The sequence below is a fragment of the Arthrobacter sp. Rue61a genome (genome assembly GCF_000294695.2).
Lineage (GTDB): Bacteria > Actinomycetota > Actinomycetes > Actinomycetales > Micrococcaceae > Arthrobacter > Arthrobacter aurescens_A.
Window position 1 is genome coordinate 4,724,384 of record NC_018531.1, and the last position, 12,112, is coordinate 4,736,495.

General features: G+C 58.4%; 8 protein-coding genes. All 8 read right to left on the reverse strand.

The genetic code is table 11. The features are described from left to right. Nucleotides 1–6,073: 6,073 nt before the first annotated feature. The 8 genes from ARUE_RS21670 to rpmH all read right to left on the reverse strand — a co-directional run bounded on the left by ARUE_RS21670 (nucleotide 6,074) and on the right by rpmH (nucleotide 11,747). Nucleotides 6,074–7,321, reverse strand: a complete 1,248-nt coding sequence (locus ARUE_RS21670) for a ParB/RepB/Spo0J family partition protein (protein ID WP_014923344.1) — start codon at nucleotides 7,319–7,321, stop codon at nucleotides 6,074–6,076. Nucleotides 7,322–7,388: 67 nt separating this feature from the next. Then, nucleotides 7,389–8,441 (reverse strand): ParA family protein, encoded by a 1,053-nt coding sequence (locus tag ARUE_RS21675; RefSeq protein WP_011776792.1) that lies wholly within the window; start codon nucleotides 8,439–8,441, stop codon nucleotides 7,389–7,391. Between the two features lie 87 nt (nucleotides 8,442–8,528). Next, nucleotides 8,529–9,179, reverse strand: coding sequence for a 16S rRNA (guanine(527)-N(7))-methyltransferase RsmG (gene rsmG / locus ARUE_RS21680; protein ID WP_011776793.1), 651 nt, complete (start codon nucleotides 9,177–9,179; stop codon nucleotides 8,529–8,531). A gap of 6 nt (nucleotides 9,180–9,185) precedes the next feature. Then, nucleotides 9,186–9,737 carry a Jag family protein gene (locus ARUE_RS21685; RefSeq protein WP_014923346.1) on the reverse strand — a complete coding sequence of 184 codons (552 nt, stop codon included), beginning with the start codon at nucleotides 9,735–9,737 and terminating at the stop codon, nucleotides 9,186–9,188. Then, the gene (yidC, locus tag ARUE_RS21690) at nucleotides 9,737–10,726 is read right to left on the reverse strand and encodes a membrane protein insertase YidC (protein WP_011776795.1); all 990 of its coding nucleotides are present in this window, start codon (nucleotides 10,724–10,726) and stop codon (nucleotides 9,737–9,739) included. Before yidC ends, ARUE_RS21685 begins: the two co-directional genes overlap by 1 nt. Nucleotides 10,727–10,742: 16 nt before the next feature. Further along, nucleotides 10,743–11,228 carry a membrane protein insertion efficiency factor YidD gene (gene yidD / locus ARUE_RS21695; RefSeq protein WP_011776796.1) on the reverse strand — a complete coding sequence of 162 codons (486 nt, stop codon included), beginning with the start codon at nucleotides 11,226–11,228 and terminating at the stop codon, nucleotides 10,743–10,745. Then, nucleotides 11,158–11,568, reverse strand: coding sequence for a ribonuclease P protein component (rnpA, locus tag ARUE_RS21700; protein WP_043470913.1), 411 nt, complete (start codon nucleotides 11,566–11,568; stop codon nucleotides 11,158–11,160). The genes yidD and rnpA overlap by 71 nt, the downstream gene beginning before the upstream one ends. A gap of 41 nt (nucleotides 11,569–11,609) precedes the next feature. Continuing rightward, entirely contained in the window at nucleotides 11,610–11,747 is a 138-nt protein-coding gene (gene rpmH, locus ARUE_RS21705) for a 50S ribosomal protein L34 (RefSeq protein ID WP_011776797.1), read from the reverse strand. Between the last annotated feature and the right edge of the window lie 365 nt (nucleotides 11,748–12,112).

Consider the following 12,112-nt stretch of genomic DNA (forward strand, 5'->3'; position numbering starts at 1 on the left):
GTCCCCCCGGCTTCCTCCTGAGCTTACAGTGCCGTTCTCCCTACCTGGGGTAGGGAGAAATCATCGTTCTTTCAGGCGCTTCCCCGTTCTGCCAGACCGGGGCACCCCTGAGGGCATTTGTTCGTTGCTCGTCAAGCTATCCTTCAAACTCTCCCCGCTTGTTGTCCCGGCCACTGGCTAAAGTGGCGCTAGCTCCCCGGTCCGGTTCCGTGCCGGACTGACTTCTTGCCCATCCGGTGTCCCTTCCAGTTCCTCGCCCGTCCGGTTCCTTTGGGGGGGAGGGCCGTGAGCCCTCCGAAACCGAGGGCCGCGTTGCTGCATCTCCGCTTTCACATCGGGATGCACGCTGGCGATGTAAGTTGTATGGCTGCCCGCCGCAAGCTACGGGCCTCACGCTGCAAACAGAAGCCGCAGTCTGCTGAGGTAACCGCAGTTGGAGTGAATATCTTGCTGCCCCTGCGTCCTTCCACGTCTCGCCGACTAGCTAACCATCCCACTCCCTATTAACGTTGGGGAGGACCTTGGCCGTGCTGATGGAGGTAGTTCTTTGCCTGGTCGGACGCCTTGTCCAAAAAAGAACCTCTTCCTGCTTTCAATTGCTTGTGTTTGACTTCGAAGGTGGTGGGTGCCGGTTTCACGTGAAACACTGCTCTCTAGTCCTAGCATTCACTTTCCCAGTCACTTAGGTGGATGGACCAGCATTAAGCATCTGAAGCGCGCGGAAAATCACCAAATATCGACTGCGGATTCAGTACCTGGGGCAGTTGACCCTCAGCTGACTATTTGACGGTTCTTCGCAATCATCACTAGTCAGTGCTTCCAATGCTTCCAATGCTTCCAATGCTGAAAAGGCTACATATTCAGGCCGGAAACTGCCCGCTCTCCAGCGTAGGGGGGTGTTAGGGAACGTGCGCCGGAACAGGAACTGGTTGCCAGAATTCGTAGTAGGTCTCGATAGAAATCTGACTAGAACCAATTCTTATGCTGGAACCATCACTCGGTACTCGCATCAGATATTGTTACCGTTCTAGAACTGCGGGTTTCGATAGAGGATGCCCACCGGGTTCCGATCGTTCCGGCCGGTACACCCTCCCCCTCATGAGACCCATTTTCCTCTTGCTATGGTCTTCTGGGGTCCTGGAAGGGCTTCTAGGACCCGGGTCCATGCAGCAGCCGAGGGCTCTCGTTCTCCGCAGAACGCCCTAATCTTCCTGTGCAGGGCAATAGCAGCGTGCCCATGCTGAACTCGCTCAAGCACAAGTCCTTTCGCCCTGAGAGGGTGTCTGCGCTCATGAGGACTCATCTACTTGTAGACGGTTTCAGTAACCTCCGTGTCGGTCGCCAACCGGTGAAACCACTCCTGCCAGGGCGAAAGAAGCAGACAAGGTGAATACCGTCTCGCTAGTTACAATCAGAGTCGGTATCCGCGCATCGTCGTCCAGGGCTTGGTGCTTCCGCACGCGATTCGCCCTAGTGCGCAGTTCTATCGGGCTAGCTCACCCAACAGGTTCGCTTTGTCCGCCGGTTCCATGGCCTACGTTTCACGTGAAACAGCATTCAGACCCTCTCAGCCCTGAGCTACGACGTTCACGCGATTTGGGTCCGCAATTGCAGTACCGAATCACACATGAATAGTCCGAACCAGGGGTCCGGGATCCGGGATCCGAGGCCGCCACCGCCACGTTCCGATTCCCACATGACTTACGCGATGCCCGAGCATCATCACCGGCCCGACTGGCACATGTTTCACGTGAAACACGCTTCCACACCTCATCCTGAATCTTGCACGGGCCTAAACGCCCTCGGACGGACTACGAAGAACTGACCTTGAAGAGTCGGCGTGGCCCTGATTGAAGGGCAGCCAGTGGCTTCTCTGCTGTGCGAAGGACTACGCCGTAGTGATCGGCCGCGTGCGCGTGAACCAAGATACAGGCCCCGCCAGGAGATAGCTGTAGGGGTGCGCCCGTCACCACGTCAGGAACCCGCGCTGAAGACGCTCGGGCCCGCCGGTTCGTAAGGATGCAGCCGCATCGCTACCCGGAACACGGGCGAGCCGGCGCATGAACGCACGGGCGCTCAACCACGCGACCAAGCCTGTGGATCGACAAGAGACGAGTCAGAGCGCGGGCGACCTCCTTCCAATGTCTGCCTTTTCACGGGGCGAGTGGCAATCGTGCGCCCAATGGGTCCAAGACCAAGTCCCCAGGCTAGGGGGAGTAGCGGAATGAACATGTTTCACGTGAAACAGGATGAGCTCATGAAAGGACCCACCAACCGAGGCATAGGCCTCAAACCAGACCATCCCTTCACTGCAGCTCCTTCCCCCATCCTTGGGGGCACTCCATGACTGCAGCGCGTACGTCACCAGGCTCTTGGCGCACGACGTCCGGCCAGCCATAACGAGATGCCCCGCACAAAAGCCGGCATGGGAACGACGAGGCCGTCGTCGTACGTGAGTGCCCTGCATGCGAACTACGACGCCGTTGACGTAGGTCGGAGAAGACGGCGGCACCATCCTGCAAGGAGCGCTTGGGGAGACGGTGGCTACAGTTCGCAGACCCATCCGGCGGTTCCTCCAATGCGCCCCCGCACTAGCCACGACTGCTTGTCTTGTCCTTGTCTCGCCACCGGGGTACCAAGCGCAGGGGGAGAACGTCTGCGCCGACGTAGGAGGTGAAGGGGATGTCAGCGGCGCTGACCTGATACATCCGATGAATATCCCTTGATAGTGGAAGCAACTGTGTACACCGGGAGTGTGATGCGCACGCGTCCGGCCAATGAAGACGATCATAGGGGCCTAGTGCGTCGCACTGAAGTCCAATCTTCTGTCCGACTATCCATACCCTCATCAAGCACCAACAATCGCGCTTGCGAATTTTCCCACATGGTGCCGATCTAAACTGCCGTGATCAGGGGCGACTAGAGAGCAAAGAGTCGGCCTACGCCGACACCATCCACAGACTTGTGCACAGTGTTATCCACAGGCTTATCCACTGCTCATGAGATTGCCCACATACCCTCCCTTGGCGGCGACGGAAGCCCATGCAGACTTTCACTTCACTGAAGTCAGGATGGTTCTCGATCCTTGTTGTGGAACAAGGGCTTGGCCACATTGAATTGCCGCCAAATCAATGAAAATTGGGCAATATGCGCATACTCACAGTAGGCAGTGGGGGGTGGACATCCTGGCTTCAGCCAATGTCGGGCTCTGGTTCCATTGGAGGCACGTTAACCCGACTTGGGACGTCGGCAGAACTGATTCCATGAGATCGGGCAGGCTTCGGATCAACAGACTTATCCCCAGAGTTTTCCACAGGGATATCCACCGCCTTATCCACGGTTTAACCACTGCTTAAATGGATGCCTGCGAAGCTCCGTCAAACGGGAGGCAGCGTGCCCCGTTGCTCTGTTTCACGTGAAACACTGGACAGCGGCCACGCCGAAACCACATGCCACCGGCGAACTTGGCGAGACACACGTCAGGAAAACGGCTCCTCACAGAGTGACCACGGGAGTTCTAGGTCATGGAGAGTTTGATAGCCACAATGTGGGACCTAGCAACATCCGACCAATTGACAACGGCACAACTGCTCTGAGCACGGCCGTGGTCCGCCGCCCACCTATGGTCGACCGCTGCATAGCACTTCCGGACCAAGCGACCACACGCTGAGAGATGGACTGCACCACCTCATCTCTGCAGAGGACCAGCCGTCGGAGTGAGCGTACCGGTTTTAGTTCGTCGCAGTCGCTCAACTAGCGTGGCAACTTGAGGACGCCCAGGGTGTCATCACTGTGGCCCAGCGCCCTCGACAAGGGACATTCATGACTTCATGAAATGCCGTCATGGCCCGCGTTAGCCCGATGTGGAAGGCACCGCAGCGCGGAGCTCAGGAGCAACGGAGAATCATGTTCGAGATACATGCAACATTCGTTAACCCTCGATGATGCATCGACTACCTCTGTCCCTACCCCCAGCAACTCACAGAGGCCATAGATGGACCGCATTAGCGAAGTCCTGATGCCGCCGCGCTGTACAGGACACGATTAGACACAACGCTCGATGGCCACCGTGACCATGGAATGACAAGATGTGGTCTCAGTTGCAGCACAATACGAACCACCGGTTCGTCGTGAGTCCTCACAGGCACCGGCACGACGAGAACTTCGGATGCATTCGCTGACGCATCCGACGATATTGTCTTACCTCGGCGAGGACTAGAAGGGTTTAGCAGGACACCTTGGCAGCCTGGCCCTAGGGGGAGCGAAGGCTAGAAGCCTGCGTAGTAGCTCAGGGAGCCGTACATTCCGGCCATCCATGCGTATCTATTCGAGACGCCCAAACAGCTGCCGCCCAGCAAGCAGTAGTCAGTGACAGGGCCCATGCCGACTATCCGAGGCATCGCCCATCGGCTCAAGGGCAATCCAGATGGTGATCGGTCAATCGCGGGATTTCCGGGCGGTTCGTGCCCTGGAACATCTGTGGCAGCCTAAGCACTCCGGCATTGAACCAAGCCTCCTTGGTAAAGCACGGGATGAAGACTTTAGTGTCTGCTCCATGGTGCCCAATCATGAGTCGCCTCGCACGCTGAGTGGGTCTGATCCAGCGGCGATTACTGGAGTAGCCCTGCCCTCCTGCGAGGTCACCAATAAGTCAGAACCTCGCAGTGCACGACATCAATGCGTTTGAGAGTATCTGTCTTCCGACACAAGAGGTTTCATTCCCCATCTGGACACTCGGTAGGTTCCGTTTTCCGGCCCACGATTCAGCAATGTTTCACGTGAAACTGCCGGGGCCCCCCTTATCTCCATGGCGTAGCACCACCGGATACATGCATAGGCCCAACTGCCCCCTGCAACGCCCCGACACTCAGGACCCATTGAGCAATAGGAGTTAGCAAAAGCGGTATCACCGACGAGCAGTGCTCCGGGCGTACTGTTTCACGTGAAACAGAAACGGCAAGCGAACCGCGGGACGGCCGGGCTTTACGAGGGCCGTTATGACCCGTCTAGCCCGCTAGGACCACTCCGCCTACCGTACGTGCCAGCATTTCATCCTGATGCTCTCAGCAGGCTTAGCAGCGGCTCAACTCACCTCACGGGGCGGATACGGCCCGCTACAGGCCGTTGACACTACACATTCCCAGGTTCAGCGCCTGTTCGCCACGGAGAATGCGCCGATTTACCGTGAAATCTTGAACACTCGCGCACACCCACCTCTAACCTAGGGGAAAAATGCCCATATTCCTCGAATTCGAACGCACCGAGGCAGTCCCTCGCGTGCCTATGAGCGCGAATGGAGACATCCAAGTGCCAGTAGACTGAAGGCATCAGGTCCAAGAATCCAAGACACCGTGCGTAGACGGCGCTAAACACCAGAAGCCTCCAAAGGCCCACTTGTCACGTCTGCTGTATTCTCATCTGAACCGATAGATCTCAAACGAACCGATCGCGGCACGAGGTCCTACTGTGGCGTGTTTCACGTGAAACACGCCCCGGGACATATCCGATATGCAAGAAACGCCGCCATTGCGGGGGAGGGTTTCGGAGCCATCCCCCGACGTTAGTCCCTGGCATCAATCCCCGCTGACCATCCAGAGGGTGCGTAATCCAGTGAAGCAAGAGATGTGCACCCAATAGTGAATCAGCACCTGAGGGCCCACCGTGCGCCCGAATGGCACCCGATCGGACTTCCAACGCAACAACTAGGATTAGGGGGAACGTGCACAGGGTAAAAGCCAAGAGCATCAACCTCCGCTAGTGTTGGCAGCGGTTCCTTCCGGCGACAGTCCCGGTGGGCAGACACTCTCACCTGGACGCACGCAGCCAACAGATTCTAGTCGGACAAGTCCTGCCTCAAAGCCAACGGCCCTATCAACATGTAAGGGCAGGTGAGCCTCTTACACACCCACCCCTTCCGGCAGATATCAGCCAGATAGAGCCCGTTTCACGTGAAACATGACAGGCAGGCAGCATAGAACGTCAAAACGGCCAAAACTAAGCACTGAATGCGGGCTAAGCAACAAAACAAATGGGGCCCACACCAAGTGTGAGCCCCATCCGTCGGTATCTGCTTCTAGTCTTCTGCGCCAGGGCCTAAGACATCCATGATGCGGTTGAGATCCTCAACGCTGGCGAACTCAATACTCACGCGACCTTTACGCGCACCCAAGGTGATCTTCACGTTCGTATCCAAACGGTCCGAGAGTGACGAGGCCAGGTAATCCAGGCGTTCGTGCCGAGCGTTGGGCTTGGGGATGCTGCTCTTAGCGGGCGTGGTGGGATCTTGGTACAGAGCAACTGATTCCTCGGTAGCTCGGACTGACATGCCCTCCGCCACGATCTTCTGGGCCATACGTTCCATCGCCGCAGCGTCCGGGAGTGCGAGCAGAGCACGTGCGTGCCCAGCGGACAGAACTCCGGCGGCAACGCGCCGCTGAACCAAAGGCGGGAGCTTGAGCAGTCGCAGAGTGTTGGAAACCTGCGGACGGGAGCGACCAATTCGGTCAGCCAACTGCTCGTGCGTGGTTCCGAAGTCCTCCAAGAGCTGCTGATAGGCCGCTGCTTCTTCCAAGGGATTCAGCTGGCTACGGTGAAGGTTTTCCAGAAGAGCATCGCGAAGAAGGTCATCGTCGGTGGTATCACGAACAATCGCAGGGATTGTTTCGAGTCCCGCGGCCTGGACTGCACGCCAACGACGCTCACCCATGACCAACTCGTACGGTTCTCCACCCTTTTCGGTTGAAGTACGCACAACAATTGGCTGGAGCACGCCGATTTCGCGTACAGAGTGCACAAGCTCAGCCATGTCGTCTTCATCGAAGACCGAACGAGGTTGTTTGCGGTTCGGATGGATGTCGCCGACGGGGATCTCGGCAAACCGGGCTCCGGGGACCTCCACCAACTCGACGTCTGGAGCCGAGTGGGAAGACGCAGGCGCGGCAGCCGCCGTCGACCCTTTCGAGTCGGCAGAATCCTTACCGGCAGCAGCACGCGAAGCGGCCGGCTTGGAAGCAGATTTCGGTGGTGTGGATGTCCCGGCGTTGGAGGACCTGGCAGCCGAGGTCTTGCTCCGGGACTTCGCGGCTGCAGCGCCCTCTGCTGCACCGCCTAATGATGTAGACGTCTTTGCAGCAGCTGGCTTGGAATCTGCAGCGCCCGAATCTTCGAGAGAGGTCTCAACTGTCGGCTCCGCTGTCTTCCGCGCTTCGGGGAAGAACAGATCCACGGGACGGGATGGTGCGGCACCGTTTCCCTGGGCCGCGGCCGAGCTAGGAATGAGAGCCCCAAGACCCCTGCCGAGGCCCCTTCGCTTTTCGCTCATTGATTCATCCCTCCAATGGAATAGCCGAGCACGGATCGGCCCAAGCTGTTGCTGTGTTTCAAGAATTCTAGCGTTCAGCTATTTCGGCTGCGGCTTCCATGTAGGAAAGCGCGCCGCTGGAAGACGGATCGTACGTCATGACTGTCTGCTGATAGCTGGGAGCTTCAGAGATTCGTACCGATCGCGGAACCACCGCACCCAGAACCTGCTCGGGGAAGTGCTGGCGCACCTCGGAGGCAACCTGCGCGGCCAGGTTTGTGCGGCCATCGTACATGGTCAGAAGAATGGTGGAGACCACCAGATCGGCATTGAGGTGCTTCTGAATCATCTCGATGTTCTTGAGCAATTGGCTCAGGCCTTCAAGTGCGTAGTACTCGCATTGAATGGGAATGAGGACCTCGCTGGCGGCGCAGAACGCGTTGACTGTGAGCAGCCCAAGGCTGGGTGGGCAGTCGATGAAGATGAAGTCCAGGCGCCCTTCACCGTTCTTCTCACGCTCCTTGGCGTAGACGTCTATGGCACGGCGGAGCCGCTGTTCGCGGGCGACAAGAGAAACAAGCTCAATCTCGGCACCGGCGAGGTGAATGGTTGCAGGCGCGCAGATGAGGTTGGGAATGTCAGGGCACGGAGCCACAACTTCCTTGAGCGGAAGATCGTTGATCAGCACATCGTAAATGCTGTCTACGTCAGCGTGGTGCTCAATGCCCAACGCCGTGGAGGCATTGCCTTGGGGGTCGATGTCTATGACCAACACGTTGAGACCGGCAGATGCCAAGGCCGCAGCGATATTCACCGTGGTGGTGGTCTTACCTACGCCGCCCTTTTGGTTGGATACGGTGAAGATGCGGGTCTTGTCCGGCTTGGGCAGTTCCCTGCCGATCAATCGTTCGCGCCGACGAGTTTCGTTAGCCAACTGACGGGCGATGGGGCTGGAATCATCGATGGAATCCATGACGTTACGCACTCCATCTGAGACGGTTTCACGTGAAACGGCATTATCAACCGAATCAGTACGAACTATTGCAGATTGAAGGGATGCAGAGGGTGTAGCCATGGCCCGCGCGGACCCCAAAGACATAAACGGGGGAATTCGCTGCGTGGAGGTTTCACTACTGCCCACTGGTCACACTCTCACTCTCATTCGGCGCTTGCTGCCGTTCTCTAGCCTAACCGCTCAGCCGCCGACACGCGGGATACCGAGCGGGACCTACGCCGTCTTTCCGGGCTTGTTGACGATGATCCTCACCACGGTGGTGGGTTCCTCCAAAAGCTCCTGTCCGCAAACCACAACTGACGTTTCCACGCCACCAAGTTTGCGGATGACTTTCTTTGCCTTTTCAATCTCTTCGGCCGCGCTGCGTCCCTTGATAGCCACCACTTCACCATGGCCGTTCAGGAGAGGAATGGTGAGACCAGCCAGGTTGGAGAGGGCAGAAACGGCCCGGGCGGTCACAACATCCGCATCCACCATTCCGACTGCGAGTTCAGCCCGCGTCCTCATGATGGTGACGTTGTCCAGGCCGAGGTCATCCACCACTTCTTGGAGCCAGATGACACGACGTTCCAACGGCTCAATCAGGGTCAGTTCAAGGTCCGGGCGGGCAATTGCAAGGCAAAGGCCCGGAAGCCCGGCACCGGATCCGACATCGGCAACATGGCTGTCCATGGCGATGGCGGACTCAATAACTGCGCAGTTCAGGACGTGGCGGCTCCACAAACGCGGAATCTCACGCGGGCCAATAAGCCCGCGCTCAGTTCCCGAGGTAGCCAGGTGCTCCACATAGCGCTTGGCAAGATCCAAGCGCTCCCCAAAAATCTTCTCTGCCGCTTCCAGTTCAGCTGCGGTGATTTCAACCATGAGCTGCTAGTCGGCAGAAACGACGATGTGGCGGCCAGCGCCTTCGCCCTCGGACTCGGAGACGTATCCGAGATCAGCAACGGCGTCGTGGACGATCTTGCGCTCGTAAGCACTCATCGGCTCAAGGGCAACTGTTCCGCCATCAGCCTTGACCTTGGCCACGGCGTCCTCGGCGATCTGCTGAAGCACGCCGGCGCGCTCCTTGCGGTAGCCGTTGATGTCCAGGACCAGGCGTGAACGGCTTTCGGTGGCGGAAAGGACCGAGAGACGGGCCAGTTCCTGCAAGGCTTCCAGGACTTCTCCGTCGCGGCCTACGAGGCTGTCCAACGCTGCTGATTCTTCATCCGCACCGATGGAGATGTATGTGCGTCCGTTACGGACCTCAATGTCGATGTCGCCGTCGATGTCAGCGATGTCCAGGAGCTCTTCGAGGTAGTCGGCGGCAATGTCGCCTTCCTCCTCCAAGCGGCTGGCCGTCTTGGACTGCGTCTCTCCCTGGGAATCTTCCTGGTCTTCAGTCACAGCGGTGATAACTTCTTCAGTGCTCTCGGCAGACATTACTTCTTCTTCCTGTTCTTACGTTGTGGCTGGACGCGCTGGGCCCTGATTTCGGCGGCTGCTGCAGCAGCAGCTTCGGCTTCAGCGGCAGCGTCCGCAGCGGCGTTTTTCTTTCCACCCAGCAGCGGCGGCAGGCCCTTTGCGGCGCGGCGCTCTTCAAGCGCCTTGGCTGCGGGGGATCCCGGCGTAGGCATACGGCGGATAACGAAGAACTGCTGGCCCATGGTCCAGAGGTTGGTGGTGGTCCAGTAGATGAGGACACCGATGGGGAAGTTGATGCCACCAATACCGAACACGAGCGGCAGGATGTAGAGCATCATCTTCTGCTGTCGCATGAACGGGCTGGCCATGGCCTCTTCGGACATGTTCTTGGCCATGATCTGCTTCTGGGTGATGAACTGCGAGGCCGTCATGGCAATGATCATGACGATGCTCAGAACCCAGACGGCCACAGCACTGTTGCCGCCACTGGGGTCGCCGTGAAGCAACGAAGCGGACAGCGGAGCACCAAAGATGCTGGACGAATCGAACTGGACTACCTGTTCGTGGCTCATGGCGCCAACGCCCTGGCCCTGCTTGGCATTCGTCGAAATACCGGACAGCACCTGGAACAGCGCGAAGAAGAACGGCATCTGGATCAGCATGGGCAAACACGCCGAGAACGGATTGGTGCCGTGCTTCTTGTACAGCGCCATCTGTTCCTGCGCCATGGCCTGGCGGGACAGCTGATCGGTCTTGCCCTTGTACTTGGTCTGCAGCTTCTTCAGGTCCGGCTGCAGCAGCTGCATGCCGCGCTGCGCTTTGATCTGCTTGACGAAGACAGGAATCAGGGCGGCACGGATCACCAACACGAGGCCAATGATGGACAGAGTCCACGTCCAGCCGTTCGCGGCGGGCAGGCCAATGAAGCTCAGTCCCTCGTGGAAGCCAACCATGATGATTGACACCAGCCACTTGAACGGAAACATGATTGTTTCAAAGAAGTCCATACGATATCCCTATTCGTTAGGCCGCCGAGCGGCCTTCTTCATCAGCCTGAGCAGCCAGGAACTGGTCCGGATTGTTCAGTACAACAATTGTGGGCGTCCGGCCTTCAGGCCAATGACGATGGCCGGCGGGGACGTGGTCCACTCCGCCGGCGTTCCAAGGGTGACATTTGGCGAGCCTTTTGGCTGCGAGCCAGCTACCCTTCACGGCGCCATGCACCGTCACTGCTTCCAAGGCGTAGGCCGAGCAGGAGGGAAAGAAACGGCAAACCTGGCCGTACAGGGGCGAGACGACCTTACGGTACGCCTTCAGCAGGAGAATGAGAATGTTGCGGGGCAGCTCCCAGAGGAACGTGCCTACCACCGCCGGAAGACTCCGATGCGGAACCTTCCCGGAGGGGTCGCTTGAGGAAGGAACGACGGCGGTGCTTATGTCATGCACGCGGTGTCCCTTCCGTAGTGGTGCCGTTGTGTTCGGTCGAAGCGTTGCGTGGAGCTGAGCCACCCAATCGCTTCGTCGTCACTGCCAGTGCGGCGTTGTAGTCCGAGAGCAGCTGCTCCCAGCTGGCTGTTGCAGCTGCGGGCAGCGCCCGGACTACTACCGCCAGACCCGTTCCGTGCGTGTGCAAGGACAGTGCGCCTGCTTCTCTCAGTCTCCTCTTAACGAGGTTCCTGGTCACGGCGTTCCCGACGGCTTTGGAGACAATGAAACCGATTCGACTCGGCTCCCCGGCCCCGATAGAGGCCGTATATAACACTAAGTTCCGGCGTCCATTGCGGACGCCGGAACGTACAGTTGTTGAAAAGTCGGTAGACGTCCGCAGACGGTTAGGGGTGGCTAGCACCGTCGAACCCGCAAAAAGACCCTGACCGACAAGTCAGTTATTTACGCCGACAGTTCGACGCGGCCCTTGCCGCGACGGGCAGCCAGGATGGCGCGGCCGGCACGGGTGCGCATACGAAGGCGGAAGCCGTGCTTCTTGGCCCGACGGCGGTTATTCGGCTGAAAAGTCCGCTTGCTCACGTTAGTTACTCCAGTGGATCAAAGGTGCGCCCACCCGATCAAAAAAGGGGAAGAACTGGCCGACGCTAAGTTTTGTATGTGCCTGCCGCCGTTGCCTCCCGCACGGTGAACGTACGGAGTTACAACTGATCTCAAAAGCGGACACAAAGGACTTCACAACGTTAGGGCAAAAAGGCACCCACAGTCAAACCGGGAGCCTGCCGCGGGGCTATCCACAGCTGTGCCCAACCGTGGTTTCCAGCCTGTGGATGAAGTGGCTCACAGGCGGGTTTTACGAACCACAACGGTGTAATTATCCACAGGCAACTTCCCAGCTATCTTCTAGCGATTTCATCCCCTAGAGTGGCTCAGTAGCCCATTGTCCA

Excerpts from the sequence above, each read along its gene's own strand:
- ARUE_RS21670 (WP_014923344.1), bottom strand. The coding sequence starts at position 7,321 with ATGAGCGAAAAGCGAAGGGGCCTCGGCAGGGGTCTTGGGGCTCTCATT.
- rsmG (WP_011776793.1), bottom strand. The coding sequence starts at position 9,179 with ATGGTTGAAATCACCGCAGCTGAACTGGAAGCGGCAGAGAAGATTTTT.
- ARUE_RS21685 (WP_014923346.1), bottom strand. The coding sequence starts at position 9,737 with ATGTCTGCCGAGAGCACTGAAGAAGTTATCACCGCTGTGACTGAAGAC.
- yidC (WP_011776795.1), bottom strand. The coding sequence starts at position 10,726 with ATGGACTTCTTTGAAACAATCATGTTTCCGTTCAAGTGGCTGGTGTCA.